The organism is Pseudomonas fluorescens (genome assembly GCF_000967965.1).
GTDB lineage: Bacteria > Pseudomonadota > Gammaproteobacteria > Pseudomonadales > Pseudomonadaceae > Aquipseudomonas > Aquipseudomonas grandcourensis.
In genome coordinates this window covers 14,535-41,110 of sequence record NZ_LACC01000026.1, presented here as the reverse complement: position 1 = coordinate 41,110, position 26,576 = coordinate 14,535, and the positions used below count along the sequence as shown (strand labels likewise).

General features: G+C 59.5%; 22 protein-coding genes. 13 read left to right on the top strand and 9 right to left on the bottom strand.

The features are described from left to right. Nucleotides 1-232: 232 nt before the first annotated feature. The 4 genes from VC35_RS21300 to VC35_RS21285 all read right to left on the bottom strand — a co-directional run bounded on the left by VC35_RS21300 (nucleotide 233) and on the right by VC35_RS21285 (nucleotide 4,200). A complete protein-coding gene (locus VC35_RS21300) occupies nucleotides 233-1,117 on the bottom strand; it encodes an ABC transporter permease subunit (RefSeq protein ID WP_046042411.1) in 885 nt (294 codons plus the stop codon). After that, a complete protein-coding gene (locus VC35_RS21295; protein WP_046042410.1) occupies nucleotides 1,114-2,028 on the bottom strand; it encodes an ABC transporter permease subunit in 915 nt (304 codons plus the stop codon). The genes VC35_RS21300 and VC35_RS21295 overlap by 4 nt, the downstream gene beginning before the upstream one ends. Then, on the bottom strand, nucleotides 2,025-3,167 hold the full coding sequence (potA, locus tag VC35_RS21290) for a polyamine ABC transporter ATP-binding protein (protein WP_046042409.1): 1,143 nt from the start codon (nucleotides 3,165-3,167) through the stop codon (nucleotides 2,025-2,027). Before potA ends, VC35_RS21295 begins: the two co-directional genes overlap by 4 nt. A 271-nt stretch (nucleotides 3,168-3,438) precedes the next feature. Next, a complete protein-coding gene (locus VC35_RS21285) occupies nucleotides 3,439-4,200 on the bottom strand; it encodes a gamma-glutamyl-gamma-aminobutyrate hydrolase family protein (RefSeq protein ID WP_046042408.1) in 762 nt (253 codons plus the stop codon). 281 nt (nucleotides 4,201-4,481) lie between these two features. Here VC35_RS21285 and VC35_RS21280 point away from each other — a divergent pair, with 281 nt between their 5' ends. The 4 genes from VC35_RS21280 (at nucleotide 4,482) to VC35_RS21265 (ending at nucleotide 9,796) form a co-directional block, all read left to right on the top strand. Then, on the top strand, nucleotides 4,482-5,858 hold the full coding sequence (locus VC35_RS21280; RefSeq protein ID WP_046042407.1) for a glutamine synthetase family protein: 1,377 nt from the start codon (nucleotides 4,482-4,484) through the stop codon (nucleotides 5,856-5,858). 182 nt (nucleotides 5,859-6,040) lie between these two features. Next, nucleotides 6,041-7,531 (top strand): aldehyde dehydrogenase, encoded by a 1,491-nt coding sequence (locus VC35_RS21275; RefSeq protein ID WP_046042406.1) that lies wholly within the window; start codon nucleotides 6,041-6,043, stop codon nucleotides 7,529-7,531. Nucleotides 7,532-7,584: 53 nt separating this feature from the next. Then, on the top strand, nucleotides 7,585-8,883 hold the full coding sequence (locus VC35_RS21270) for an NAD(P)/FAD-dependent oxidoreductase (RefSeq protein WP_046042405.1): 1,299 nt from the start codon (nucleotides 7,585-7,587) through the stop codon (nucleotides 8,881-8,883). Between the two features lie 364 nt (nucleotides 8,884-9,247). Beyond that, on the top strand, nucleotides 9,248-9,796 hold the full coding sequence (locus VC35_RS21265) for a cupin domain-containing protein (protein WP_046042404.1): 549 nt from the start codon (nucleotides 9,248-9,250) through the stop codon (nucleotides 9,794-9,796). Nucleotides 9,797-9,925: 129 nt separating this feature from the next. Here VC35_RS21265 and VC35_RS21260 read toward each other — a convergent pair whose 3' ends face one another. The 3 genes from VC35_RS21260 to VC35_RS21250 all read right to left on the bottom strand — a co-directional run bounded on the left by VC35_RS21260 (nucleotide 9,926) and on the right by VC35_RS21250 (nucleotide 13,201). Beyond that, on the bottom strand, nucleotides 9,926-10,633 hold the full coding sequence (locus VC35_RS21260) for a CatB-related O-acetyltransferase (protein ID WP_080925358.1): 708 nt from the start codon (nucleotides 10,631-10,633) through the stop codon (nucleotides 9,926-9,928). 275 nt (nucleotides 10,634-10,908) lie between these two features. After that, entirely contained in the window at nucleotides 10,909-12,360 is a 1,452-nt protein-coding gene (locus tag VC35_RS21255) for a DUF1254 domain-containing protein (protein WP_185754828.1), read from the bottom strand. 553 nt (nucleotides 12,361-12,913) lie between these two features. Further along, a complete protein-coding gene (locus tag VC35_RS21250) occupies nucleotides 12,914-13,201 on the bottom strand; it encodes a fructose-bisphosphate aldolase (protein WP_185754827.1) in 288 nt (95 codons plus the stop codon). A 654-nt stretch (nucleotides 13,202-13,855) separates the two neighbouring features. Here VC35_RS21250 and VC35_RS21245 point away from each other — a divergent pair. The 3 genes from VC35_RS21245 (at nucleotide 13,856) to VC35_RS21235 (ending at nucleotide 17,288) form a co-directional block, all read left to right on the top strand. Further along, nucleotides 13,856-14,305 (top strand): anti-virulence regulator CigR family protein, encoded by a 450-nt coding sequence (locus VC35_RS21245; protein WP_046042401.1) that lies wholly within the window; start codon nucleotides 13,856-13,858, stop codon nucleotides 14,303-14,305. Between the two features lie 120 nt (nucleotides 14,306-14,425). After that, nucleotides 14,426-14,941 carry a hypothetical protein gene (locus VC35_RS21240; protein ID WP_046042400.1) on the top strand — a complete coding sequence of 172 codons (516 nt, stop codon included), beginning with the start codon at nucleotides 14,426-14,428 and terminating at the stop codon, nucleotides 14,939-14,941. A 427-nt stretch (nucleotides 14,942-15,368) separates the two neighbouring features. Further along, the gene (locus tag VC35_RS21235) at nucleotides 15,369-17,288 is read left to right on the top strand and encodes a tyrosine-protein phosphatase (protein WP_046042399.1); all 1,920 of its coding nucleotides are present in this window, start codon (nucleotides 15,369-15,371) and stop codon (nucleotides 17,286-17,288) included. A gap of 51 nt (nucleotides 17,289-17,339) precedes the next feature. On the opposite strand, the gene VC35_RS21230 is transcribed toward VC35_RS21235, so the two are convergent. Together VC35_RS21230 and VC35_RS21225 are read right to left on the bottom strand one after the other, a co-directional pair. Beyond that, nucleotides 17,340-18,287: an AraC family transcriptional regulator gene (locus VC35_RS21230; RefSeq protein ID WP_223466685.1), complete on the bottom strand. Its 948-nt coding sequence runs from the start codon at nucleotides 18,285-18,287 to the stop codon at nucleotides 17,340-17,342. A 280-nt stretch (nucleotides 18,288-18,567) separates the two neighbouring features. After that, complete coding sequence (locus tag VC35_RS21225) at nucleotides 18,568-19,020, bottom strand: hypothetical protein (RefSeq protein ID WP_046042397.1); 453 nt, start codon at nucleotides 19,018-19,020, stop codon at nucleotides 18,568-18,570. 323 nt (nucleotides 19,021-19,343) lie between these two features. Between VC35_RS21225 and VC35_RS21220 the strand changes: the two genes are divergently transcribed. The 6 genes from VC35_RS21220 (at nucleotide 19,344) to tssL (ending at nucleotide 26,567) form a co-directional block, all read left to right on the top strand. Further along, a complete protein-coding gene (locus VC35_RS21220; protein WP_046042396.1) occupies nucleotides 19,344-21,065 on the top strand; it encodes a SulP family inorganic anion transporter in 1,722 nt (573 codons plus the stop codon). A 58-nt stretch (nucleotides 21,066-21,123) separates the two neighbouring features. After that, nucleotides 21,124-21,942: a polyphosphate kinase 2 gene (ppk2, locus tag VC35_RS21215; RefSeq protein ID WP_046042395.1), complete on the top strand. Its 819-nt coding sequence runs from the start codon at nucleotides 21,124-21,126 to the stop codon at nucleotides 21,940-21,942. A gap of 477 nt (nucleotides 21,943-22,419) precedes the next feature. After that, nucleotides 22,420-22,923, top strand: coding sequence for a type VI secretion system contractile sheath small subunit (tssB, locus tag VC35_RS21210; protein WP_046042394.1), 504 nt, complete (start codon nucleotides 22,420-22,422; stop codon nucleotides 22,921-22,923). Nucleotides 22,924-22,957: 34 nt separating this feature from the next. Further along, the gene (gene tssC, locus VC35_RS21205) at nucleotides 22,958-24,496 is read left to right on the top strand and encodes a type VI secretion system contractile sheath large subunit (RefSeq protein WP_046042392.1); all 1,539 of its coding nucleotides are present in this window, start codon (nucleotides 22,958-22,960) and stop codon (nucleotides 24,494-24,496) included. A gap of 41 nt (nucleotides 24,497-24,537) precedes the next feature. Beyond that, entirely contained in the window at nucleotides 24,538-25,893 is a 1,356-nt protein-coding gene (tssK, locus tag VC35_RS21200; protein ID WP_046042391.1) for a type VI secretion system baseplate subunit TssK, read from the top strand. Then, nucleotides 25,890-26,567: a type VI secretion system protein TssL, short form gene (tssL, locus tag VC35_RS21195; RefSeq protein WP_046042390.1), complete on the top strand. Its 678-nt coding sequence runs from the start codon at nucleotides 25,890-25,892 to the stop codon at nucleotides 26,565-26,567. The genes tssK and tssL overlap by 4 nt, the downstream gene beginning before the upstream one ends. Nucleotides 26,568-26,576: the final 9 nt, after the last annotated feature.

Genomic DNA, 26,576 nt, shown 5'->3' with positions numbered 1-26,576 from the left:
GGTACAACTCCATTTCTTTTTATTCAAAAACAGTGAACACAAAACCTGTGACGAGCGAGCTTTTGTGGCGAGGGGGCTTGCCCCCGTTCGGCTGCGCAGCAGCCGTAAAACCAGTGCGTTAGGTGTAACTGAAACACCGCGGATTCCGGTTTTGGGGCCGCTTCGCGACCCAACGGGGGCAAGCCCCCTCGCCACAAAAGCCCCCTCGCCACAGTTAACTGAGCAGCGACGACTAGGCCGTGGCTTCCAGCATTTTCTTTTCAGGCTGCTGCCAGGATTCGCTGGCGGTCTGGTCCATGGCTTCCTGGATCGCGCGCTTGCGGGTGGCTTCGGCACGGCGGCTGAAGTACCAGACCATGAAGGTCACGATCGACACTGCCAACAGGATCAGGCTGGCCACGGCGTTGATCTCGGGCTTCACGCCCAGGCGCACCGCCGAGAACACTTCCATCGGCAAGGTCGTGGAACCCGGGCCGGACACGAAGCTTGCCAGCACCAGGTCATCGAGCGACAGGGCGAACGACATCATGCCGCCGGCCGCCAGTGACGGCGCGATCATCGGAATGGTGATCAGGAAAAACACCTTGAACGGCTTCGCACCCAGGTCCATGGCCGCTTCTTCGATGGACAGGTCCAGCTCGCGAAGGCGGGCGGAGACTACCACCGCAACATAAGCGGCACAAAACGTGGTGTGGGCGATCCAGATGGTGACGATGCCACGCTCCACCGGCCAGCCGATCAACTGCGCCATGGCCACGAACAGCAGCAACAGCGACAGGCCGGTGATCACTTCAGGCATCACCAGCGGCGCGGTGACCAGGCCACCGAACAGCGTGCGGCCCTTGAAGCGCGTAACGCGAGTCAGCACGAACGCCGCCAGGGTACCCAGTGCCACTGCCGCGATGGCGGTGTAGCAGGCGATTTCCAGCGAGCGCAGAACCGAACCCATCAACTGACTGTTGTCGAGCAAACCGGCGTACCACTTGATCGACCAGCCACCCCACACCGTCACCAGCTTGGAGGCGTTGAACGAGTAGATCACCAGGATCAGCATCGGCAGGTAGATAAACGACAGGCCGAAAATCAGCATGAACTTTGAAAATTCGAAGCGTTTCATCCCCGTGCCTCCATCTCTTTGGCCTGGCTGCGGTTGAACAGCAGAATCGGCACAATCAGGATCAACAGCATCACCACCGCCAGGGCAGACGCCACCGGCCAGTCGCGGTTGTTGAAGAACTCTTGCCACAACACACGGCCGATCATCAGAGTTTCCGGGCCGCCCAGCAGTTCCGGAATCACGAACTCACCGACCACCGGAATGAACACCAGCATGCAACCGGCGATGATGCCGTTCTTGGCCAAAGGCACGGTGATTTTCCAGAAGCTGTTGAAGGTGCTCGAACCCAGGTCCGATGCGGCCTCCAGCAGGCTCTGGTCGTGCTTGACCAGGTTGGCGTACAGCGGCAGCACCATGAACGGCAGATACGCATACACCACGCCGATGTAGACGGCGATGTTGGTGTTGAGGATCTCGATCGGCTGCGACGTCAGCCCGGTCCACATCAGGAACGCATTGAGCAGGCCGTTGTTGCTGAGGATGCCCATCCACGCATAAACGCGGATCAGGATCGCGGTCCAGGTCGGCATCATGATCAGCAGCATCAGGACGTTCTGCGCTTCCTTGCTGGCCTTGGTGATGGCGTAGGCCATCGGGAAACCGATCACCAGGCACATCACAGTGCTGAAAAACGCCACCTTCAACGAACCCAGGTAGGCGGACAGGTACAGCTCATCCTGGCCCAACAGGGAGTAGTTGCCGATGTTGAGCATCAGCTGGAATTTCTGCTCGGCGAAGGTGTAGATCTCCGAGTAGGGCGGAATGGCCAGGGCCGCTTCCGAGAAGCTGATCTTCATCACCAAAAAGAACGGCAGCATGAAGAACAGGAACAGCCAGATGAACGGAATCCCGATGACGAACTTGCGCCCGCTGGGGACCCACCTCAGGAATTGCTGATTGAAGGTTTTCATGCGCGCAGTACCACGCCGCTGTCGTCTTCCCACCACACGTAGACCTGATCGTCCCAGGTCGGACGCGCACCACGGCGTTCGGCGTTGGCCATGAACGACTGGACGATCTTGCCCCCAGGCAGCTCGACGTAGAACACCGAGTGGCCACCCAGGTAGGCAATGTCATGCACCTTGCCGGCGGACCAGTTGTAGCGGTTCTCCGGCTTGACGGTGCTGACCAGCAGTTTTTCCGGGCGGATCGCGTAGGTGATCGACTTGTCCTGCACCGACGTGCTGACGCCGTGACCGACGTAGATCTTCTGCTCCAGGTCCGGGCTGTGGATGATCGCGTGACCTTCCAGGTCCTCGACCACGGTGCCGTCGAAGGCGTTCACGTTGCCGATGAATTCGCAGACCATGCGGCTGACCGGTGCTTCATAAATGTCCACCGGGCTGCCGATCTGGGCGATCCAGCCCAGGTGCATGATCGCGATGCGCTGGGCCATGGTCATGGCCTCTTCCTGGTCGTGGGTCACCATCACGCAGGTCACGCCGACGCGCTCGATGATCTCCACCAGCTCCAGTTGCATCTGCGAGCGCAGCTTTTTATCCAGTGCGCCCATCGGTTCGTCGAGCAACAGCAGCTTCGGACGCTTGGCCAGGGAGCGAGCCAGGGCCACGCGCTGACGCTGGCCACCGGACAGTTGGTGCGGCTTGCGCTTGGCGTACTGGGTCATGTGCACCAGACGCAGCATCTCCTGCACCCGGGCGTCGATTTCGGCCGCTGGCAAACGGTCCTGCTTGAGGCCGAAGGCGATGTTCTGCGCCACCGTCATGTGCGGGAACAGCGCGTAAGACTGGAACATCATGTTGATCGGTCGTTCGTACGGCGGCATGTCGGTGATGTCGACGCCGTCGAGCAGAATCCGGCCTTCGGTCGGGCGCTCGAAACCGGCGAGCATGCGCAGCAGGGTCGATTTGCCGGAACCGGAACCACCGAGCAGGGCGAAGATTTCACCCTGGTGGATTTCCAGGGATACATCGTCCACAGCGGTGGTTTCGTCGAATTTCTTGGTGACGCGATCGATTTTCACCAACACCTTTTTCGGTGCCTGGTGACCCTCAAGAGCCTTCCTGTAGATGCTGGAGGCGTTTGCCATGTGAAACTCCCAACAGGTTTCAGTCGCCCGGCCAACACGGCCCGGCTTAATAGTGGATTGCAAACCCGTATCGGGGACTTCGGTCAGAACACAGGGATTTGCGTTTGCTGATCGAACTCACCCATACCGCTCGGGTTTATTCGGCGCCGCCATCCTGGCTGCCTGGTCGTACTTGTTGTTATTGCAGTGTGTTGTTTTCGCGAGCGGGGCACGCAAAAGCGCCTGCCCGCTCGCGTTGGGCAGTTAATCGTTGAATGTGGGTATCAGTTCGTCAGCTCGAGTGACGCAGTGCCGCCCGTTGCCGGCAGGCTTCGCCGAACGCCTGGAAAATACTCAGATAAGGAGGGTTGTTCAGCACTTGCCATTCCGGGTGCCATTGCACGCCGAGGGCGAAGGCCTTGCTGTGCTCGACCGAGATCGCCTCGATCAAGCCATCGGGCGCGACGGCTTCGGCGCGCAGACCGGGCGCGAGGCGCTCGATGCCCTGGCTGTGAATCGAGTTCACCTGGAACACCGCAGGCAGGTCCAGCGCTTCGAACACACCACCAGGCTGCACGTTCACCCCGTGGGCGGGAGCGTATTGCACGGCCAGGTCCGGATGGTCGGCCTCGCGATGGTCGAGGAAGCCCGGCAGTTCATGGACCTTCTGATGCAGGCTGCCACCGAACGCCACGTTCATTTCCTGGAAGCCACGGCAGATGCCGAGCACTGGAACGCCCGCTGCAATAGCGGCGCGGATCAGGGGAAGGGTGGTGGCATCCCGTGCCGGATCATGATCCGTACCGGGGGCGCTGTCGGGGCCTTGATAGTGGAAGGGTTCCACGTTCGACGGCGAGCCGGTCAGCAACAGACCGTCGAGCTGCGGCAGCAGGTCATCGATTTCGGTCAGGTCGCCTAAGGAAGGAATAACGACAGGCAGCCCTAGCGCGGCAACGCTGACAGCACGCAAGTACTTGTCACCGCTGATGTGGTAGGGGTGCAGGCCAATCTGTTTGACGCATGCAGTAACGCCGATCAATGGCTTGAATGCCATTTTTATCACCTCGAAGTTTCACACTTGAACGAGCTTTTCTGGAGCTTAGCCTTGTTGATTTTAATTAACAACTCTCATGTAAAAAATTCTAAACGCCGAACGTCCGATCTTCAGGGTTTACGCGTGTTTGAGGGCGTACCTGGCACTCCCGTCCTTCTGAAAGGCCCGAAAATAAACGCTGAACGGCCAGGTGTTCGCTATTGACTTCACTTTGCCTTTCGGATTGACTGGGCTCGTGAAAGGGCAGTGAACATAATAATTAACAGCTAAATAGGTGCAACATGTCGGTCCCTCTGCGTACCGTTCAACTCAACGAAGCAAACGCATTCCTTAAGAAATATCCTGAGGTTTTGTACGTCGACCTTCTGATTGCGGATATGAACGGTGTGGTGCGCGGCAAGCGCATCGAGCGCACCAGTCTTCATAAGGTTTACGAGAAAGGCATTAACCTGCCGGCGTCCCTGTTTGCTCTGGACATCAATGGTTCCACGGTGGAAAGCACCGGCCTGGGTCTGGACATCGGCGACTCCGACCGGATCTGCTACCCGATCCCCGGCACCCTGAGCATCGAACCCTGGCAGAAGCGCCCAACCGCGCAACTGTTGATGACCATGCACGAACTCGAAGGCCAGCCATTCTTCGCCGACCCGCGTGAAGTGCTGGCCAATGTCGTGCGCAAGTTCGACGACATGGGCCTGACCATCTGCGCGGCGTTCGAGCTGGAGTTCTACCTGATCGACCAGGACAACGTGAACGGTCGTCCGCAATCGCCACGTTCGCCGGTATCCGGCAAGCGTCCGATGTCGACCCAGGTGTACCTGATCGACGACCTCGACGAATACGTCGATTGCCTGCAGGACATCCTCGAAGGCGCGAAAGAGCAGGGCATCCCGGCTGACGCTATCGTCAAGGAAAGCGCCCCGGCGCAATTCGAAGTCAACCTGCATCACGTGGCTGACCCGATCAAGGCGTGCGACTACGCGGTCCTGCTCAAGCGTCTGGTGAAGAACATCGCCTACGACCACGAGATGGACACCACCTTCATGGCCAAGCCGTATCCGGGCCAGGCGGGCAACGGTCTGCACGTGCACATCTCGATTCTCGACAAAGAAGGCAACAACATCTTTGCCAGCGAGGATCCCGAGCAGAACGCCGCGCTGCGACACGCGATCGGCGGTGTGCTCGAGACCCTGCCGGCGCAGATGGCGTTCCTTTGCCCGAACGTCAACTCGTACCGTCGTTTCGGCGCGCAGTTCTACGTGCCGAACTCGCCGAGCTGGGGCATCGACAACCGTACCGTAGCGGTACGTGTGCCGACCGGTTCGCCGGACTCCGTGCGCATCGAACACCGCGTGGCCGGTGCCGACGCCAACCCGTACCTGTTGATGGCTTCGGTGTTGGCCGGCGTGCACCACGGCCTGACCAATCAGATCGAACCGGGCGCCCCGGTGGAAGGCAACAGCTACGAGCAGAACGAGCAGAGCTTGCCGAACAACCTGCGCGACGCACTGCGCGAGCTGGACGACAGCGAAGTCATGGCCAAGTACATCGACCCGCTGTACATCGACGTGTTTGTGGCGTGCAAGGAAAGCGAGCTGGCCGAGTTCGAGAACTCCATCTCGGACCTTGAGTACAACTGGTACTTGCACACGGTCTAAAGAACCACTCAAATCCCTGTAGGAGTGAGCCTGCTCGCGATAGCGTCATCACATTCAATAGTGATGCTGATTGATCCACCGCTATCGCGAGCAGGCTCACTCCTACAGGGGTCGGATTACCAAGTTTTGATGGATGGGCGTTCGCTCGTCCTTCATCTATTCCCCTGCGTCGAGTCACAACCATGACAAACACTCGCAGCGATTGGGAGCAGCGCTTCCAGTCCCTAACCATCGAAGGTCGCGCATTCATTGACGGCCAGTACTGCGCAGCCGCCAGCGGCGCGACGTTCGAATGCATCAGCCCCGTGGACGGTCGTTTCCTGGCGAACGTCGCCAGCACCGACGAAGCCGACGCCAATGCGGCGGTCGCCGTGGCGCGCCGTACCTTCGAATCCGGCGTATGGGCCAACCTGGCCCCGGCCGAGCGCAAGCGCATCCTGATCCGTTTCGCCGATCTGATCCTGGCGAACCAGGAAGAACTGGCCCTGCTCGAAACCCTCGACATGGGCAAGCCGATCAGCGACTCCATGAGCATCGACATTCCAGCGACCGCCAACGCGATCCGCTGGACCGCCGAAGCCATCGACAAGATCTACGACGAAGTCGCCGCCACACCCCAGGATCAACTGGGCCTGGTGACTCGCGAAGCGGTCGGCGTGGTCGCGGCCATCGTGCCGTGGAACTTCCCGCTGATCATGGCCAGCTGGAAATTCGCTCCGGCCCTGGCGATGGGCAACTCGTTCATCCTCAAGCCTTCGGAAAAGTCGCCGCTGACCGCGATCCGCATCGCGCAGCTGGCGCTGGATGCCGGCATCCCGAAAGGCGTGTTCAACGTCCTGCCGGGCTACGGCCATACCGTCGGCAAGGCGCTGGCGTTGCACATGGACGTCGACGTGCTGGCCTTCACCGGCTCCACGGCGATTGCCAAGCAGCTGATGATCTACGCCGGGCAGAGCAACATGAAACGCGTCTGGGCCGAAGCCGGGGGCAAGAGCCCGAACGTGGTGTTTGCCGACGCGCCGGATCTGCGCGCGGCAGCACAGGCTGCGGCCAGCGGCATCGCCTTCAACCAGGGCGAAGTCTGCACCGCCGGTTCGCGTTTGTTGGTGGAGCGTTCGATTCGCGAGCAGTTCATTCCATTGCTGGTGGAAGCCCTGCAAGCCTGGAAACCAGGTCATGCGCTGGATCCTGCAACCACCGTCGGTGCGGTCGTCGACCAGCGTCAACTGGACAACGTGCTGCGCTACATCGGCATCGGCAAAGAGCAGGGCGCCCAACTGATCGCCGGCGGCAGCCGCACCCTCGAAGACACCGGTGGCCAGTACGTGGAACCGACGATTTTCGACGGTGTGACCAACGCCATGACCATTGCCCAGGAAGAAATCTTCGGCCCGGTGCTGTCGGTCATCACCTTCGACACCTTCGATGAAGCCCTGGCGATTGCCAACGACAGCATCTTCGGCCTGGCCGCCGGCGTGTGGACCAGCAACTTGAGCAAGGCCCACACCTTCGCCCGTGGCCTGCGTGCCGGCAGCGTCTGGGTCAACCAGTACGACGGCGGCGACATGACCGCGCCGTTCGGCGGGTTCAAGCAGTCGGGTAACGGTCGGGACAAATCGCTGCACGCGTTCGACAAGTACACCGAACTCAAGGCGACCTGGATCAAGCTCTAACACCTTTACAGCGACGGCCGCCGACACGCTGTCGGCGACCCTCGGAGAAATGTATGAAACAAGACTCTTTTAACCAACAGCATGTAAACAGCTACTACGCCGCCACCCGCAACTTCACCGGCGATTTTCCGGTGCTGGAAGGGGCGGTGGACTGCGACGTCTGCGTGATCGGCGCCGGCTACACCGGTCTGTCCTCGGCCCTGTTCCTCGCCGAAGCGGGCTACAGCGTGACCGTGCTCGAAGCAGCCAAGGTCGGCTTCGGCGCCAGCGGTCGCAACGGCGGCCAACTGGTCAACTCCTATAGCCGCGACGTCGATGTCATTGAAGAGCGCTACGGCGACAAGACTGCCGAAATCCTCGGCAGCATGATTTTTGAAGGCGCCGACATCATCCGTCAGCGCATACAGCACTACGACATCCAGTGCGACTACCGTCCCGGCGGTATCTTCGCGGCGATGAACAAGAAGCAACTCAACGGCCTGGCCGAGCAGAAGAAGAGCTGGGAACGCTACGGCAACAAGAACCTGAAAATGCTCGACGCGGCTGACATCAAGCGCGAAGTGGGTTCCGATGCCTACGTCGGCGGCCTGCTGGACATGCAGGGCGGCCACATTCACCCGCTGAACCTGGCACTCGGTGAAGCTTCGGCCATCATCGGCCTGGGCGGCAAGATCTACGAGCAATCGGCGGCGGTGGAAATCACCTACGGCGAGCCCATCACCGTGCGCACCGCCAAAGGCGTGGTCAAGGCCAAGTACCTGCTGATCGCCGGTAACGCCTACCTGCCGCAGGGCCTGGACAACCGCGTGACCAGCAAGAGCATGCCGTGCGGTTCGCAGATCGTCGTCACCGAGCCGTTGTCGGAGCAGCAAGCGCGTAGCCTGATCAAGAACAACTACTGCGTCGAAGACTGCAACTACCTGCTCGACTACTACCGCCTGACCGCCGACAACCGCCTGCTGTACGGCGGTGGCGTGGTCTACGGCGCACGCGAGCCGGACGACATCGAACAACTGATCCGCCCGAAAATCCTCAAGACCTTCCCGCAATTGAAGGACGTGAAGATCGACTACCGCTGGACCGGCAACTTCCTGCTGACCATGTCACGCATGCCGCAATTCGGCCGTATCGAGAAAAACGCCTACTACATGCAGGGCTACAGCGGCCACGGCGTCACCTGTTCGCACCTGGCCGGCAAACTGATTTCGGAAATGATCCGTGGCGACGCCGAGCGCTTCGACGCGTTTGCCTCGCTGCCGCACATGCCGATGATCGGCGGGCGTACCTTCTCGGCCCCGTTGACCGCCCTCGGCGCCGTGTACTACTCGCTGCGCGACCGTTTCGGCATCTAAGCTTTACCTCGCCGGCGGCATCTCCCCAAAGGGTGCTGCCGGCTTTTTAATCCCTGAAACACCGCCGCCCTTTGTGGGAGCGAGCTTGCTCGCGATAGCGGTCTGACATTCGACATTGATGTTGACTGACCCGCCGCCATCGTCGGAGCGCCGCCCGGAGCAAGCTCGCTCCCACAGGTCTTGTGTCTTGGCTGAGAATTTTCATCAACCGGTTCTTTTCTTCTGCCGTTTATCGAACCTGCTGAGCATTACGAACAAACGTGATTTAATAGCCGCCTTTCACGTTTCCGGGACCGGAAAACGGCGTGATCCGCGCCTGCACTCCACCCCCATTACCCTTAAGTAGCACGCACATAAGGCTGTCATGGACACGGGCTCACGACTCAAATTAGTACGCGAAAGCTACAAAATGTCCCAGCGCGAGCTGGCCCGGCGTAGCGGCGTCACCAATGCAACCATCTCCCTGATCGAACAGAATCGGGTCAGTCCTTCCGTCAGCTCCCTGAAGAAGTTGCTGGAGGGCATCCCCATGTCCCTGGCCGACTTCTTCACCTTTGATCAGCCACCCCGCGAGCACCAGTACGTCTTTCGCGCCAACGAACAGCCCGACCTCGGCCGCCATGGCCTGCGCCTGCTGCTGATCGGCGCGTCCGTGCCAAGCCGGCAGATGCGTTTGCTGCGCGAGCAATACGCACCGGGCGCCAGCTCCGGTGAAGAGCCGATCGTGCATTCCGAAGGCGAGGAGTGTGGGCTGGTGACCCGGGGTACCGTGGAATTGACCGTGGATGGCCAGGTGAGCGTGCTCAACGCCGGGGATGGCTATTACTTCCCGACGACCTTGCCGCACCGGTTTCGCAATATCGGGGCGGATGAGGCGGAAATCATCAGCGCCAACACACCGGCGAACTTCTGATAAGCGCTTTTCGGGCAGGGTTCATCAACAACCAGCCGTCAAAAACCCGCATCTGATGCGGGTTTTTTTATCATTCGAATCGGGTGCCTGCCAGGCATCTTGAAGTGCAGCGCTGGTCATTCCCGCTGCTCAAGACGAAATACTGCACCCTTTGCGGGTTACTTCGATCTGTTGATAGTCGGCGCGGTTTTCTTTCTGCAGGGTGGCCAACAGAGCCAAAGTGGCTTGCGGATCATTGAGCGGTAATGTCTTGAGCACCTCGACATCAACATCCCACCACTTGCTGTCGATCAGCGCCTCAATCAACTCGGGTGTGTGCCGATACTTGACGACTTTTGCCGGGGTGCCGGCAACAATGGCGTACGGTGGCACGTCATGGGCAACCAGGGCGCGAGTTGCAATGACAGCGCCAGTGCCTATGGTCACGCCTTCCAGGATCATCGCGCTATGGCCGATCCAGACGTCATGCCCAATCGTGATGTCCACAACCTCCGGGTCGTAAACCAGCGCCGTGTCGGTATATTGGAAGGGATGTGAACTGAGCCAGTCCAACGGATGCGAGCTCTTTTGCTGGCCGATAAAACAGCTGCTACTGATGGAACAAAACCTGCCAATGGAGGAGACCGCCGAAAGGAAGCAGTCACTGCGGATATAGGTATGGGCACCGATTTCCAGCTTTTTCGACTCTATGACCACATTCCCAAGCGTCACGCCTTCTTCTATGGTCAGTGTCGTTCTTTTGTGCAGTGACAATAAACCGCCCGCCACTTTGCATTTGTGTTTGCGAATCCATCTTTTCCAGTAACTATTTCGCAAATAACTGATTATTTTTTTCATGAAAAGCTGTCTTGGATATCCGTTACAGGGCTTGGCCTGGCCCCATGAGCCAACAGTCGAGTCTAAATGAATCAGCTGCGAAATTGCACTCTACTTGACCACCCGCTTGCGTTCGACCTGACCACCGATTGCATCGGATTTGACCAGCACGCTTTGTAACCATGATCGGCAGAGAACGGCCAATAGCAGCCCTTCATGATCGGCTGCTATTGGCCAAAAGGTAGCACTGGCCTACACCGACCTACGGCGAGTGCCAGCAGATCGCAAGAGTCGCACTATTTCGATACCACCAGCGCCGGTGGCTGCCAACTGCCCTCACCCGCGGGAAGAATCGAAGGTGGCGTGGCTTTCGGCCAATAGAGGCGCATCACCAGATAGGCCGTGTCGTCAGGCGCGGGCAACCAATTGGACTCCTTGGTCTTGCCCGGCGAATCCTTCTGGATGTACAGCGTCAGTGAACCATCCGCGTTCTTTTTCATGGCCGACAGCATCGGCGAATTGATCAGGTAGCGGTTGATCGGATTCTTGATCAGCAGTTGGCTTTTGCCGTCGTACATGGTCACTGACCAGAAGGCATTGACTGGCGGCAATTTGCCGGCGGGGAAGGTGAGCGTGTAGCTGTGCTTGCCGGTATTCAACGTCTGGCCATTGCCATCGGTACGAGTAATGGGGTACATCGCCTCGGCGGCGTCATTACCGTACAGACCAGCCTTCGCGGCGCCAGACCGCATCAGCCAGTCGCCTTTGTAGAACGCCTGGTCGCCGAAGAACGCGCCAACACTCCAGCCGTTGATATTCTTCATTCCGCTCGAGAGGAATTTGTCGACCTTCTCGTCGCCGGCCTTCATCCCGAGCAGGACCACGGCCTTGTGCTCGAGCGAGAGGTCCTTGAATTCGAAGTTCCGTCCAGGACCTACGCCGATACTGGCCAGCCTGGCCCGGATCTCCTTGTCGTCATCCGATGCTGGCACATACTGCAGCGCGGCCGACAGGTACTCGAAGAAGTTGGCCTTGATGCCATCCGTGGTGGCCGGCACGAAATCAATCTTCGACGCAGCGAGCGGCGCAGGTTGATGGAGGAAGGCGGACAACGACTGGATCTTATAGCCCGCCTGCAACTTCTCGACATTTGGCATGTCCGCCGGATTGAACAGCTGGGTCCGGATCAGGGTCAGTGCGAAGGGAGTCGTGGAGCTGAACACCTTCTCGATGCCTGGAGGTGTCGCTCCCTTCCAGTCGGGGCCTGCAATCATGTAGCTCCCGGGCGCGCTGGCAGTTGCCCGGCTCCCGATGTAGCCGTAGTTGTAGGTGTTGCCGTCGATCAGTTGCACCGAGTAGTAGCGCTTTTTGGAGACGGCCGGCACGGTAATCACGAGTGGCTCTGCACGCAGGTCGGCCCAGAGTATCGAGTACGGCGTGTCGCTGTTGGGTGTAATGATGGCGGTGTCAGCCGGTGTCGCGACCCGATGATCGTTGTGCAGTTGGTTGAAGGGGGCCTTGAACTGGCTAGACTTGGAGTCCACCGCGAATTCGTTCATCACGGCGTAATTCATAACCAGCGGCAAGCCGTAGATAAAGCCTTCCTCGGCGATCGCCTTGGTTTGCTCCAGACTCGGCGCGGGCACGCCCTTGGCCTCATCCGCCTTATCTGCCTGCGTGATCGGATCGTTCTTGCTCGCACACCCCGCAAAAAGCGTTGAACCCACTACGACGAGTGCCGCAGCCATTGTCCAGCCCCGGTTAAACTTCCTGTTCATTTCTACCTCGTTAGTTTGAGCAAGCTGGCCCGTGGGCCTTCATGGCCACGGTGAAATAATTTGAATACTTCTTGTGGCGAAGCGCCTACTCACGCGCTCAGGGAGTGTAGATCACAATAAGCCAGCATCCCCTTGCGCAGCTGAGCAGCTCAGATTCAGTTCCGGAGTATTTACGCGCCGCCGTTACGGACCATTTGGCTTCGAGAACAGCCAATCGTGATCTGCAGCCAAAAAGCGGATGGTCAGAGATTAACTCTCGAGATCCGCCAAAGACCGCTACGGGTCGTTCTCTGCCGGTCATGGCCACGCAGCGTGATGGTCAAGTCCCATGCAAACAGCTGGTCAGGTCCTATGCAAACAACTGGTCAAGTCAGTGCAATTACCCATCGGCGGAGGAGATGAATTTTTTAGACGGTATTCAAAAACAGTTCCGGTGCGTCAGTCTGCTGATGGCTTCTGTAGCCAACTGAACGGTGGTCATTGAAAATCCGCAGAAATGCGGGTTTTTTGTGCTTGAAAAATGTCACTGCTTCTTCGGCCCCTCAAACCCCCGCTGCTCGATCACGCCAAACACATCCCGCACATCCTGAAGCAGAATCCGCGAAATGTTGGTGACGGTGTTGATGTCGTTTTCGGCGTAGTCGGGGAGGCTGGTGCAGGCCATGAGGTTGAGGTATTGCAGGACGGCGTTGAGGCGTTCGGCGGCGCAGTTGTGAAGTTCGCGCAGCGGGGCGTCGCTGTCGATGAGGAGGACGGGGTAGCTGGTGGCGATTTGTTTCATTGGGGTGAAGCGGCGGTGTGGGGTGTTCATCATTTTTAAGCTCACTCAAAAAATTAATGAAGCGCCACCTTTTTGCTGCGAAACAATTAGGTGGCAGTTATACGCAGGTTCGCAGACCGAGCCACAACCCAAAACCCGGCAGATCCGAAGATCTCCCACGTACAACCGCCATAAAACGTAATGCTGGCGAAGTTTGCCAGAATTGTTGTTTGACGGTGTAAGGGTGTGTGTTGTTTGGGCTGCGAAACCCAACCGCCAACTCAAGTCAGCGACCGGCGCACATTAGGCATCCATTTCGACGGCTGCAACCGGCCTGTAGGACGCCAAAAGCCCCCTGTGGCGAGGGAGCTTGCTCCCGTTCGGCGGCTCTGCCGCCGTAAAACCGGGCACTGCGGTGTGTCTGAGGAAATGAGTTGCAATGGATGAGGGCTGCTTCGCAGCCCAGCGGGAGCAAGCTCCCTCGCCACGGGGGGTAAATTCCTACATGTTTTTCGGATGTCAGGGATGTGTGATGAGGAGGCGCGGTGAGTTGCATATAATCGACAAGCCCCATCCATCGGCAAACGCCGGCAAGGCTTCGATCGGATGAGCGTAGACGGTTTGGCGGTGGGTGACTTCATGGAACCAACTTCGTCTATAACGTCTAAATTTCAGGGACTATTCCCCACCACGAAGGAATGAATCATGTTCAGGACTCGATCATTGATTGCAGCTGTTACCTGTTTGACTCTGGTCTGTGGCTCGGTGACGGCGCTGGCCGATCCCGGTAACGGCCAGGGCAACGGGAAGGCCAACCATGGCAACCAGGGTGGTCATGGCAACAAGAACAAGAATTCCGGCGGTGGCGGGGACTGGAGCAATGGCCCGAGCATCAACCGGGGCAGCGTGCTCGAGATCATTGGCGTGAATACCGGCTACTGGAGCCCCGGGCCTGACTTGCCACCGGGTATTCAAAAGAACCTTGCCCGAGGCAAGCCGCTTCCACCCGGCATCGCCAAAAAACTGGATGGCCGACTGGTCGGCAGGCTGCCCCACTATGATGGCTACGAATGGCAGCAAGTCGGCACGGACCTGATCCTGGTTGCGCTGGCCACCGGGCTTGTCTATGAAATTCTCGACGGTGCGTTTGATTGACGTGTGGAAGGTAGTCTTCCCGCTGATTCAAGGTGCTCCAGCCGTCTGTCGTGGTACTTGAACTGTTGGAGGGATATCGCGTCATACGTCACGCGATATCAACCTCCTACGGAAGCAATCATGCTTTTTAAAAACAAGAGTCTCGTTGCTGTAATGTCATGCGCCATGATGCTTGCAGCCGCCCCTTTGCTGCCTAGTGGCCTGTCGATCATGGGTTCCGCCTACGCGAAAGACGGCGGTGGCGGTGGCGGTGGCGGCGGAAACGGCGGCGGTGGCGGCGGTGGTAATGGCGGCGGAAATGGTGGCGGTAATGGCGGTGGAAACGGCGCAGGCCACGGCGGCGGCATGGGTGGCGGACACGCCGGTACAGGCCACTCCGGCAGTAACGGCCGCGGCAACGGGCTGGACAGCGACCATGCCGGCAAATCCGTGCGCGACCATGGCCTGAGCGGGAACCACTACGGTAGTGAGCGCAACGATGACAACGGTCATGGCACCACGACCTCAGGCATCGCCCATTCCAAGGATACTCGCGGCATCTCCAAGGCCAGGGCTATTTCGGCCTCGACGCCGGGTGAGCACAACACCAAAGGCTTGAGCAAAGCAGGGCTGTCGACCTCGAAAAAAACCCATTGAGTTCGCGACGACGGATCAGTTTCTAGAAAAGCAAAAAACCCGCTGCAAGGCGTAATACCGTTCATTTAAGAGATAGAGCGAGCAATAAGTAACCTGTGGCGAGGGAGCTTGCTCCCGCTGGACTGCGCAGCAGTCCCATTTTAGGGCCGCTTCGCGCCCCAGCGGGAGCAAGCTCCCTCGCCAGAGATACAGTGTTCGTCCTTAAGTGAACAGCATTACGCTGCAAGGCGGGTTTTTTATGCCTGGAAATTGATCGGCGACCACCGCGCATCTCGTTTTCCGCCAGCACAATGGGCATTACACGGACAGAAAACGAGCCACCTGGACACATCGCGCAGTGATTTGCGTTTGCAGGCGATTTGTCATGTTCAGCGCCATTTCAATGTAGATATTAGTCAGCCCAACGCGATTTCAATGAGGCTGCACTGTGTTCCAACGACTTGTGTGTTCGCTGTCTGTTTTGAGCCTGTCCATCGCTGCCGCCCAAGCTGCCGAGACAGTCCCCCTCAACACCCCGCGCCTGAAGAGCATCGACAACTTCCGCGATGTCGCCGGTCTCACCACCGCGTACACCACGGCCAATGACGGTACGATGCGTGGCGGGGTGTTTTACCGCTCCAACGCGCTGACGCCGTCGGCGGCGGATCTGGCGACCCTCAACGGCCTGGGCATCAAGGCGGTCTACGATCTGCGCACGCCCAGCGAGATCGCCGCCACGCCCGACAAGATGCTCACGGGAGCGACGTACACCAACATCGACATCATCGGCGGCTCCACGTCGGGTGCGAACGTCACCAACATTGCGTTCCACAGTGCCGCCGAAGCCACCGCCATGATGCAGGACACCAACCGTGATTTCGTCCGGAACCCGGGGATGCGCAGCGAGTTCAACCAGCTGTTCAATGAGCTCGCCACGGTTGACGGCGCCGCGCTGTTCCACTGCACCGCCGGCAAGGACCGCACGGGCTGGACCGCCGCTGTGCTGCAAAGCATCGCCGGGGTCGACGATGCCACCATCATGAGCAACTACCTGGCGACCAACGACTACACCGCCGCGCGCATCAAGGCGACCCTGGCGGCGTTGCCTCCGAGCCTGGCGACCATCTATGGGCCGCTGATCGGTGTGGAGGCCAGTTACCTGCAAGCCGGCCTGGACCAGGTGACCGCGCAATACGGCACGATGGACAACTACCTCAAGGAAGGCCTCGGCCTGTCCCAGGAAACCATCTACGTGCTGCGCGGCAAGATGGTGTTCTACAACAGCCTGCCTGGCGCAGCGGACCTGGCCGGCAACGCCGCGGCCGGCGCGCAGTTGTTGCAACAACTGCAGAACAGCAACCTGTCGGGCACCTACAGCGCCTACAACTACTACCTGCAGTCGGCCATCGATGCCCGCAGCCTCGGGGGCGTCGAGTCCACCGTCGGCGGTCAGGTGCATGCCGACGCCGCGAGCTATCTGCTGCGCCAGGGCGCGATGATCGAACAGGCCAGCGCGCCGTTCACCAGTGGCATCGACCTCAAGGCCGGGCAATATCGCCTGTGGAGCACCGCTCTGGCGGGGTATCTGGGCACCGATGGTTCGTCCCAGGCCTCCAGCAGCAACGAGCATAGCCAGGGCATGATGATCGGCCTGACCCAGCGCTTTTCCGAACAGCTCAGCGCCCATGCCGGCTTCGGCTACAGCAGCGGCAATGTCGGTGGCGCAGGTGGCGAGGCCGATACCGACCTGACCTTCTTCAGCGTCGGCGCACGCTTTGCCCCGAACGGCCTGGAGCGCGGCCTGTTTGTGGATGCCGATGCCAGCGCCGGCTATCTCGATTACGAGAGCAAGCGCGAATTGGGCGGTGGTCTGGGCACGGCCAAGGGCGACAGCCATGGCAACCTCACCGGCGCGACCCTGGCGCTCGGTTACCGTGTACCGGTAAACGGCGTGACCCTTGAGCCGAGCCTCGGCGTGCGGATCAGCCACGTCAACCTGTCGGGCTTCCAGGAAAAAGGCAGCGAGCTGGCCCTGGATGTCGACGGCATCCACGAGACCCGCAAGAGCGCGGTGGCCAACCTCAACGCATCCTTTGCACCTGTCGGCCTCGGTGCCTGGCAAGTGGTGCCGGGCGTGCAAGTGGGCTACGAGCATGTGTTGGGCGACCATGAAGTCGACAGCGAAGGGCAACTGCTGGGCCTGGACATCGAACAGCAAGCCGCCTTCGACAACCGTGACCAGTTCACCGGTGGCGTCAACGTCATGGCCAACCTTGGCCCGTGGAGCGTGGGGGCAGAAGTCGGCGCCAGCGGCGGCGGCGACAGCCACGGCTTCAATGGCGGGCTGAAGGCCAGTTATCTGTTCTGACGATCAGTTAAGGCAATTTGTGGGAGCGAGCTTGCTCGCTCCCACAATGTCTCAATTGGTCGCTATCGGCCGCGTTCGCAGGCCCTTTCTCACGTCTGCGGGGCTGATGCCGTAGGCACTCTGGAAATACTGGCAAAACCGGCCGACATTGCTGAAGCCAAGTTGCAAGGCCACGTCTGTCACCGACGGCGACACCCCTTGGGACAGCGCGGCAAAGGCGCGCTCCAGACGGACCTGGCGCTGATAGGCAACGATCGAGGTGCCCATGAAACGCTGAAAACCTTCCTGCAATGCGCGCAGGCTGACGTTGGTCAATTGCGCCAGCTCGGTGCCGCTGGCCAGGTGGTCGGGGTGCTCCTGGATGTACTCGACGGCCAGCTTCACATGCCGTGGCGCTATCAGTGGGGAAGGGCGCTGAAGAGCTTCGGTGAAGTTGTGCGGCCAGGCTTCCAGTACCGCATCGACCAGCATTTCGCGAAGGCGCGAAGGCATCAGCGAACCTGTGTTGATCAGCAGGTCGAACTCGGTGCCTGTGGCCAGTTCAATCAACGCCCGGATGCCCTGCAAGGCCGACACATTCAGGTCCACCACAGGTTCGAAATGGACCTTTTGCAGGATAGGTTTGCCCAGCAGCGTCGACAGGCGCTCGGTAATCAGCTGGCGGCTGATCGAAATCCCGTGCTGTGCGTGGTTGTCGACAAAGCGCGCCGAGCGGACCTCGGCTTTGTCGATCGCCAGGCCGATCTGCGCGAAACCGACCGACTCGGTAACGTGGTTGAAGATGATCTTCCCGGCGGTGGGAATGACAAAGGTGATTTCATCAAGGGGGGCGGGAAAAGCCACCGTGAAGTCACCGCGATAGTGCATGCGACGAAAACTGACACCTTCGTGCCGGCCGTAGACCCCGCCGATGATGATGTTTTTCGGCGGCGGCGGAGAGTCGCAATAGAGGTTGCCGAACAGGCTCGAGAACAACGCGCCGAAGTCGTCGCAGCTCATGTCGTTGGACCTGATGATGATTTGCTTGCGCGTCGTGCTTGCGTACACCTGAAGTGGCACCTTGAGCGGATGGGCAAAGCCCTGGTACAGGGAACCGGGCGATCAGAGATCGAGCGGATGCGGTTCGGGAAAGCGCTTGGACGTTATCAGTGAGTAATGACAGGCTTGTTACCGGTTGTTGCCGCCGGCCCCGGTTCCGTTCACCCGACGCCACCGCTCGCACCGGACAACCGGTGGCACGAGCGGTACCGGGGCGTGAGCCGACCTGAATCGGCCGCGGCTATTTCACCGGTTCTGTTGCCTTGATATCCCCGCAAAAGATATCGACGTTGCCATCGGTCGAAGCCGTTCGCACGACCACCGAATACTTGCCGTCAACCAGGGTTTGCAACGGCACAGGCGCGGTTCTGGTAAAAGACCAGCCGCGTACGGGCTGGCGTTCGGTGTTGACGGTGTCGTTCATCGCGTAGGCGACTGACCCGGGTTGCTCGCAGCTGCCATTATTGATGAAGGAGTAAAGACGCAGGGGCAGGGTAACCCCCATTGGAGCACCGCTGATGAAGAAACTGAGCCCGGTTTTCTTGTCCCAGTCGGTCAAGGTGACGGTGCCGATCTGGCCGGCGTTTTGCCGGGTGGCGACCAGGTTGACGTTCACGCCGTGGGTCGATGAAGTGGTGCAGCCGAAAAGGCTTGCCGCAACCATGAGTGCGGCCAGTGAGGTTCTGAGCTTCATTGCCAAACTCCTGAGTTGAAGAACTGCAATGGGGGGAATTAGCGGGTATAGCTCATTTATTGCTTTCATGACGTCGTCCATATAAGGCTTTCCATTTTTTAGTGGTGATGGTGGGGCGTCTGTCTCCTTCGCCAGCCATGTGGCGGCGTAGCCGTGCAAACCGGCTACATTTGTAACTGGTCGAGTCTGCGTGGATTGCTTGCTGGCACACGCGCTTCGATGCCGATGAAGGTTTGCAATGGTTATGCGTGCAGTTAACGGATTGTGCGGTCAGTTGAGCCCACTCATCATCCGCACGGGACGATTTGCCACTGGAGTGACTGATGAATCAACAAGGCAGCCATCCGCAAGAGCGGATTCCAGGCACCCCACAGCGGGGAACCTTGCGCAGCCTGTTGATCCCGGAGTGGCTCGGCAGCTACCGGCCAGACTGGCTGCGAGGCGATGTGGTCGCCGGGCTGACGGCAGCGGCCGTGGTCATTCCAAAGGCGCTGGCGTACGCCACTATTGCCGGCCTTCCGGTGCAGGTCGGGCTGTACACGGTGCTGGTGCCGATGGTGATCTATGCCGTGCTCGGCACGTCGCGCCCGCTTAGCGTCAGCACCACGACCACCCTGGCCATTCTCGCCGGCTCCGCGTTGGGCCAGCTCAGCCCCGATGGCGATGCGGCGACCTTGCTCGCCGGCTCCGCCACGCTGGCCCTGATGGTGGGCGCGATCCTGATTGTCGCCGGGCTGCTGCGCCTGGGTTTCGTCGCCAATTTCATTTCCGAGCCGGTGCTGGTGGGGTTCAAGGCCGGCATCGGCGTGGTCATCGTGCTCGACCAGTTGCCCAAGCTGTTGGGCACGCACATCGACAAAGGCGGCTTCCTGCACAACCTGGTGGCCACGGTCCAGAGCGTCGGCCATGCCTCGCTGCCGACCGTGGCGGTCGGCGTGTTCATGGTCCTGCTGCTGGTGGGAATGAAGCGCTTTACACCACGACTGCCAGCGCCTTTGATTGCGGTGGCGCTTGGCATCATCGGCATGAGCCTGTTTGGTCTGGAGCGCTTTGGTGTGTCCGCCGTCGGCGTGGTGCCGATCGGACTGCCCGCGCCGACCCTGCCGGTATGGTCGATGGCCGAGACCCTGTGGTCCTCGGCGATGGGTATCGCGCTGATGAGTTTCACCGAAACCATCGCGGCGGGGCGCGCGTTTGCCCGCAGTGACGAGCCCGCGCCACAACCGAACCGGGAGCTGCTGGCCACGGGCGTTGCCAACATCGGCGGTGCGTTTCTCGGGGCCATGGTCGCCGGTGGCGGGACCACCCAGACGGCGGTGAACCGCCTGGCCGGCGCCCGTTCGCAACTGGCCGCACTGGTCACCGCCGCACTGGCACTGGGCACGTGCCTGCTGCTGGCACCGCTTATTGGCCTGATGCCCAACGCCACGCTCGCTGCCGTGGTGATCGTGTATTCGGTGGGCCTGATCGAGCCGGCGGAATTTCGCGAGATCCTGTCGGTTCGCCGTACCGAATTTGCCTGGGCCGTGGTGGCCATGATCGGCGTGATACTGCTGGGCACGCTGCAAGGGATCGTCGTGGCGATCATCGTCTCGTTGCTGGCCCTGGCCTATCAGGTCTCGGACCCGCCCGTGCATGTCCTGGGACGCAAGCCTGGCACCAATGTGTACCGACCGCAGTCCGCCGAGCACATCGATGACGAACACTTTGACGGGTTGCTGTTGCTCAGGCCCGAAGGGCGGGTGTTCTTCGCCAATGCCGAGCGCATCGCCGACAAGATCCGGCCGCTGATTGACGTGGCGAACCCCAAGGTCGTGGTCCTGGACCTGCGCAGCGTGTTCGACCTGGAATACACCGCGCTGAAAATGCTCACCGGGGCGGAACAGCAACTGCAGGAAAAAGGCATTTCATTGTGGCTGGTGGGCATGAGCCCGAGCGTATGGGAAATGGTCATCAAGGCACCCCTGGGCCATGCGCTGGGCGAGGCGCGCATGTTCCTGAACCTGGAACTGGCGGTTGAACATTATCAGCGCAGTCGACGCTGAATGAACGCGGCCGGGGGCGCTCCGGACGCTATGTGACGCATTGAAGGAGTTAACGGGCATGGCGAAGAAGAAGGCGGCAAGCAAAAGCAAACCGGTTGAAAGCGGCAAGCTCAAGAACAAAGTGTATCTCGAGGAGCTGGCGCAGCTGCATGTCGAGATGGTCAAGCTGCAGGAGTGGGTGCAGCACACGGGCGCCAAAGTCTGCATCATCTTCGAGGGCCGTGACGGCGCCGGCAAGGGCGGGACCATCAAGGCGCTCACCGAACGGGTCAGTCCGCGGGTGTTCCGGGTAATGGCGTTGCCGGCGCCGACCGAGCGGGAAAAAAGCCAGATGTATGTGCAGCGTTATCTGCCGCACCTGCCGGCGGCTGGTGAAGTGGTGATCTTCGATCGCAGCTGGTACAACCGCGCCGGTGTGGAGCGGGTCATGGGCTTTTGCAGCGAAGAACAAGTGCGCAATTTTCTCACCGTGGTGCCGCGCGTCGAGCAGGCACTGGTGGAATCGGGAATCATCCTGATCAAATACTGGCTTGAAGTGAGCCAGGAAGAACAGACCCGACGCCTCAAGGAGCGTATCACCGACGGGCGCAAGATCTGGAAGCTGTCGCCCATGGACCTCAAGTCCTATAACCGCTGGTACGACTACTCCCGTGCCCGGGACGACATGTTCGAGGCCACCGACACCGAATTCGCCCCGTGGCGGGTTGCCAACTCGAATGACAAGCGACGGGCGCGACTGAACATCATCAGCGATGTGCTGAACAGTATTCCTTATGAAGAAGTACGGCGGGCGAAAGTGAAGCTGCCCAAGCGCCAAAGTCCCGGCAACTATCGGGATCCGAACTATCCGTTCAAGTACATCGCAGAGAAATTCTGAAGTCTGCCTGGTCTGTGCTGCCTGTTCCCGGTTCTGGACCGGGCGCAGGCAGTCATGACATTCCACCCCACCCCTGGTTTTCCTGGAAAACCGTATCGACTGGTTTCACTGCGACTGCATTGAGTCGCCTTCAAAGCACGCCAATAAGCTATTTGTAGGAAACTTCTTAAATAGCGTAGGGAAATTGCTTTTTATAGTGAAAGTAAGTTCCCAGCGCGGTGTGCGTTCGGTCTTTATATGTTTGTCGTGGGTAGAATGACTTCGTACGATAGTTCACCATTGCCTCCGGAAAGTTTTAAGCTTTTGTTTCATTGATTGCAGTTTCACTTCAAAAGGTTCATTTTTTTTGCGGCCGAGACAAGGTCGCGAACGATGGCTGTTAGTTTGTCTGGATATGTCAATGCAATGGCTGAACCAGATTTTTGTAGTTGATTATTTGTAACTGTGCATGCAGTTACAAATATCCAAGGAGGATTTATGGCTTCTGGTAGTTTTCAAAACGAAGTGCCAAAGGCACGAATCAACATCAAACTCGATTTGCATACTGGCGATGCCCAGAAAAAAACCGAATTGCCGCTCAAGTTGATGGTGATGGGTGACTACAGTAACGGCAAGGAACAGCGCCCTTTATCCGAGAGAAGCAAAGTCGCCATCGACAAGAACAACTTCGATAGCGTACTGGCCGAATTTTCTCCCGAGCTCAAGCTGGCGGTGGCCAATACCCTGGTGGAGGATGCCAGCGACGCGGAGGTCGTTCTGGGTTTCCAGAGCATGAAGGATTTCGAGCCAGAGCAGGTGGCCCGGCAAATTCCGCAGCTGCGCGCACTGCTGGCAATGCGCAACCTGCTGCGCGACCTCAAGTCCAACCTTCTGGACAATGCCAGGTTTCGTCTGGAGCTGGAGCGAATCCTCATGGACGAGGCACTGACTGACGAACTGCGAGGCGAGTTGGCTGCATTGGCTCCGCAAGCCGTTCGTTAATTAACCTCGGTCTGTTTAAAAGGAAGTTTTCACAATGTCTATCGAACATTCTCACATGCAATCGCGTGGCACTACGGTGTTGCCTGAAGAAAGCCAGGGTGTGTATGGCGCACTGTTTGGCAAGATCAATCTCAATCCGGTAAAAGCGTTGGGCGAGATTGAAATGTTTCAAAGCTCCGAGGCACTGTCGGACGTTTCTGTCGATGAGCGTGTTACCGCTGCGGTCAGTGTTTTCCTGAAGTTGATAAAGCAGTCTTCGCGCAAGGTCCGGCGTCTGGACCGGACACTGCTGGATGAACATATCGCATCGCTGGATGCGCAAATCAGCCGCCAATTGGACGCTGTGATGCATCACCCGGATTTCCAGCGGGTCGAGTCCACCTGGCGCGGCGTGAAATCGTTGATCGATCAGACCGATTTCCGCCAGAACGTGCGGATCGAATTGCTGGATATCAGCAAGGATCACCTGGTCCAGGATTTCGAGGATGCACCAGAGATCGCGCAAAGCGGTCTGTACATGCATACCTACACCCAGGAGTACGACACACCGGGCGGTGAGCCGATCGCCGCTGCCATTTCCAACTTCGAATTCGACCGCAGCCCGCAAGACATTGCCTTGCTGCGCAGTATTTCCAAAGTCTCGGCAGCAGCGCACATGCCTTTCATTGGCTCCGTCGGCCCAGCCTTTTTTGGCAAGCGCTCTATGGAAGAAGTGGCCGCCATCAAAGACATCGGCAACTACTTTGACCGTGCCGAATACCTCAAGTGGAAAGCGTTCCGCGACAGCGATGATGCGCGATACATCGGTTTGCTCATGCCCCGAGTGCTGGGCCGTCTGCCTTATGGCCCGGACACCGTTCCGGTGCGCAGCTTCAACTACATCGAAAGCGTCAAGGGGCCGGACCACGACAAGTACCTATGGACCAACGCCTCGTTCGCCTTCGCTGCCAACATGGTCAAGAGCTTCATCGCCAACGGCTGGTGCGTGCAGATCCGCGGTCCGCAGTCTGGCGGCGCGGTCACCGACCTGCCGATCCACTTGTACGATCTGGGCACTGGCAATCAGGTGAAGATTCCTTCGGAAGTGATGATTCCGGAAACTCGCGAGTTCGAGTTCGCCAACCTCGGTTTCATCCCGCTGTCGTACTACAAGAACCGTGACTATGCGTGCTTCTTCTCGGCCAACTCCACGCAGAAGCCGGCGTTGTACGACACCCCGGAGGCCTCCGCCAACAGCCGGATCAATGCGCGCCTGCCGTACATCTTCCTGCTGTCACGCATTGCCCATTACCTGAAGCTGATCCAGCGCGAAAACATCGGCACCACCAAGGATCGCCGTTTGTTGGAGCTGGAGTTGAACAAGTGGGTCAGCGGGCTGGTCACCGAGATGAACGATCCGGGCGACTCGCTGCAGGCTTCGCACCCGTTGCGGGCTGGCCGGGTCACCGTCGAAGACATCGAGGACAACCCGGGCTTCTTCCGCGTCAAGTTGTATGCCGTGCCGCATTTCCAGGTGGAAGGCATGGACGTCAACCTGTCGCTGGTTTCGCAGATGCCCAAGGCGAAAGCCTGATTCCTGCTCACACCCACGCCACTTCGTAGGGATACGACCTCATGAAAATCGACCGCCCCTTGTGGGCCGCGGGGGCATTGCTGTCCCCACAGCAATTCCAGCAGCAGGCGCGCTGGGAGGCCTGGGCCAACGAGTGCCTGGCTCGTCTTTGCCTGGTGCACCCTTGGGGCGTTCGCAGTGTCGCCTTCGACCTGGAAGCTCTGCGCCTGGGCACGCTCAAGGCCACCCGGCTCAATCTGCGGATGCCGGACGGTACCCTGATCGACAGCGATCAAGTGGATCGGCTGCCCCCCGGTCTCGACCTGTCGCGCCTGCAGACCGGTGACAGCCAGACAGCTACCTTGCTGCTGGCCCTGCCGCTGGAGCAGGCCAATGGCAACAACTGCCTGTTCGATGGCGGGCAAGGGGATCGGCCTACCCGATATCGCCAGGACTGGCGACGGGTGCAGGACATCTACACCGATGAGGTGCAATCGGTCGGCGTGCTGGAACAGGTGCTGAGCCTGCGCTTCGAGCACGACGAGAACGGCGATTACCTGACCTGTCCCATCGCACGGTTGATGCGCGACGGGCAGGGCGCCTGGAGCCTTGACCCCGATTACATTCCGCCGTTGCTCAGTTTCGCCGCGCACCCGGGGTTGCTGACGCAATTGGATAACCTGTTGAGCCAGCTGTCCTCCAAACGCCAGCGACTGATGGGCATGCGCCGCGAAAGCAATCAACGCATGGCCGACTTCGCCGTTGCCGACGTGTCATTGTTCTGGCTGCTCAATGCCTTGAACACTTACCAGCCGGTGTTGGCCGATCTCAAGGCCTGGCCTGCGCGACCTCCCGAGCAGGTCTATCTGGAGTTGACGAAACTGGCCGGCAGCCTGCTGACCTTTTCCCTCGAACACGATGTCGAGCAGATTCCGCCTTACCGCCACGAAGACCTGGAAAGTGTGTTCCCGCCACTTTTGCGCATGATTTCCACCTTGCTGGAGGCCAGCCTGCCTTCGCGGGTCATTGCCCTGGACCTTGAAGAAAGTTCGGCCAATCGCTGGCAGGTGCGCCTCGATGACCATCGACTGCGCGAGCCAGACAGCGCCGACTTCTACCTGTCGGTGCGTTGCCGCCTGCCAGCGGTGCAACTGCAGAGCCAGTTCCCGCGCCTGTGCAAGATCGGTACACCGGACGAAGTCGATCAACTGGTCAACGCCGCCCTCGACGGCGTGCCGTTGCAGTCCCTCAGCCATGTGCCGGCGGCCATTCCCCTGCGCCTGGAAAACCAGTACTTCGCCCTCGACCTCAACCATGTCAAGGGCAAAGCCATTCTGGCTCAGGGCGTTTGTGCCTTCTACGTCCCGAGCACCCTGGCCGACGTCAAACTTGAACTGTTCGCGGTACTACGTGCATGAACCTGATCGAAACGAAAAAACACGACGCGGTTGATATCGACGCATTGCTGCAGGACAGCTACCTGCTGGTGGTCGAGTTGCGGCTGGGTGCCTCGGCGCAGAACAGCGATGAAGTCAAAGCGTTGTGCGTGCAGCAAGTCGAACGCCTTCGCCAGTCGCTTGCAGAGGCGGGGCTGACGCAACGCAGCATCGACCATATCAGCCATGCGCAATGCGCGTTGCTGGATGAAACCATGCTCAACCTCACCCGCGACAATGCCCATTCGCGCTGGGCCAGCGAACCCTTGCAAACGAAGTTTTTCAATCGCCATCAGGCCGGGGTGTTCCTTTATGAGGACATGCGTGAGGTGCTGCGCGAACCCGCAGCGGATCCGCTTGTGTTGACTGCGTTCCAACGGGTATTGACCCTGGGCTTCAAGGGTCTTTATGCCGATATCAATGATCCGGAGCGCGAGCAACTGTTGACCACCCTGAATGAACGGGTCGCCCCTTTGCAATTGCATCGGCGGTCGACCGCAACGGTCAGCGGCGGTCGAGGCCTTACGGTGAGCCCGGGCCTGCGCTCGCCCCTGGTCAATGCCCTGGTAGCCGGCCTGTTGCTGGTCGGTGTCTGGTACGGGCTCGATCAGTGGTTGGGTAGTCTTGTGGCGACGCTATTGTCCGCAGCAGCCTGAGGTGAGCCA

Bases quoted from the DNA above. Each gene is read 5' to 3' on its own strand.
- VC35_RS21300 (WP_046042411.1), bottom strand. From the start codon at position 1,117: ATGAAACGCTTCGAATTTTCAAAGTTCATGCTGATTTTCGGCCTGTCG.
- tssK (WP_046042391.1), top strand. From the start codon at position 24,538: ATGAAAATCGACCGCCCCTTGTGGGCCGCGGGGGCATTGCTGTCCCCA.
- VC35_RS21255 (WP_185754828.1), bottom strand. From the start codon at position 12,360: ATGGCTGCGGCACTCGTCGTAGTGGGTTCAACGCTTTTTGCGGGGTGT.
- VC35_RS21220 (WP_046042396.1), top strand. From the start codon at position 19,344: ATGAATCAACAAGGCAGCCATCCGCAAGAGCGGATTCCAGGCACCCCA.
- VC35_RS21250 (WP_185754827.1), bottom strand. From the start codon at position 13,201: ATGAACACCCCACACCGCCGCTTCACCCCAATGAAACAAATCGCCACC.
- VC35_RS21225 (WP_046042397.1), bottom strand. From the start codon at position 19,020: ATGAAGCTCAGAACCTCACTGGCCGCACTCATGGTTGCGGCAAGCCTT.
- VC35_RS21270 (WP_046042405.1), top strand. From the start codon at position 7,585: ATGAAACAAGACTCTTTTAACCAACAGCATGTAAACAGCTACTACGCC.
- tssC (WP_046042392.1), top strand. From the start codon at position 22,958: ATGTCTATCGAACATTCTCACATGCAATCGCGTGGCACTACGGTGTTG.
- potA (WP_046042409.1), bottom strand. From the start codon at position 3,167: ATGGCAAACGCCTCCAGCATCTACAGGAAGGCTCTTGAGGGTCACCAG.
- VC35_RS21275 (WP_046042406.1), top strand. From the start codon at position 6,041: ATGACAAACACTCGCAGCGATTGGGAGCAGCGCTTCCAGTCCCTAACC.
- VC35_RS21295 (WP_046042410.1), bottom strand. From the start codon at position 2,028: ATGAAAACCTTCAATCAGCAATTCCTGAGGTGGGTCCCCAGCGGGCGC.
- VC35_RS21260 (WP_080925358.1), bottom strand. From the start codon at position 10,633: ATGAAAAAAATAATCAGTTATTTGCGAAATAGTTACTGGAAAAGATGG.
- tssL (WP_046042390.1), top strand. From the start codon at position 25,890: ATGAACCTGATCGAAACGAAAAAACACGACGCGGTTGATATCGACGCA.
- tssB (WP_046042394.1), top strand. From the start codon at position 22,420: ATGGCTTCTGGTAGTTTTCAAAACGAAGTGCCAAAGGCACGAATCAAC.
- VC35_RS21240 (WP_046042400.1), top strand. From the start codon at position 14,426: ATGCTTTTTAAAAACAAGAGTCTCGTTGCTGTAATGTCATGCGCCATG.
- VC35_RS21265 (WP_046042404.1), top strand. From the start codon at position 9,248: ATGGACACGGGCTCACGACTCAAATTAGTACGCGAAAGCTACAAAATG.
- VC35_RS21245 (WP_046042401.1), top strand. From the start codon at position 13,856: ATGTTCAGGACTCGATCATTGATTGCAGCTGTTACCTGTTTGACTCTG.
- ppk2 (WP_046042395.1), top strand. From the start codon at position 21,124: ATGGCGAAGAAGAAGGCGGCAAGCAAAAGCAAACCGGTTGAAAGCGGC.
- VC35_RS21280 (WP_046042407.1), top strand. From the start codon at position 4,482: ATGTCGGTCCCTCTGCGTACCGTTCAACTCAACGAAGCAAACGCATTC.
- VC35_RS21285 (WP_046042408.1), bottom strand. From the start codon at position 4,200: ATGGCATTCAAGCCATTGATCGGCGTTACTGCATGCGTCAAACAGATT.
- VC35_RS21230 (WP_223466685.1), bottom strand. From the start codon at position 18,287: ATGAGCTGCGACGACTTCGGCGCGTTGTTCTCGAGCCTGTTCGGCAAC.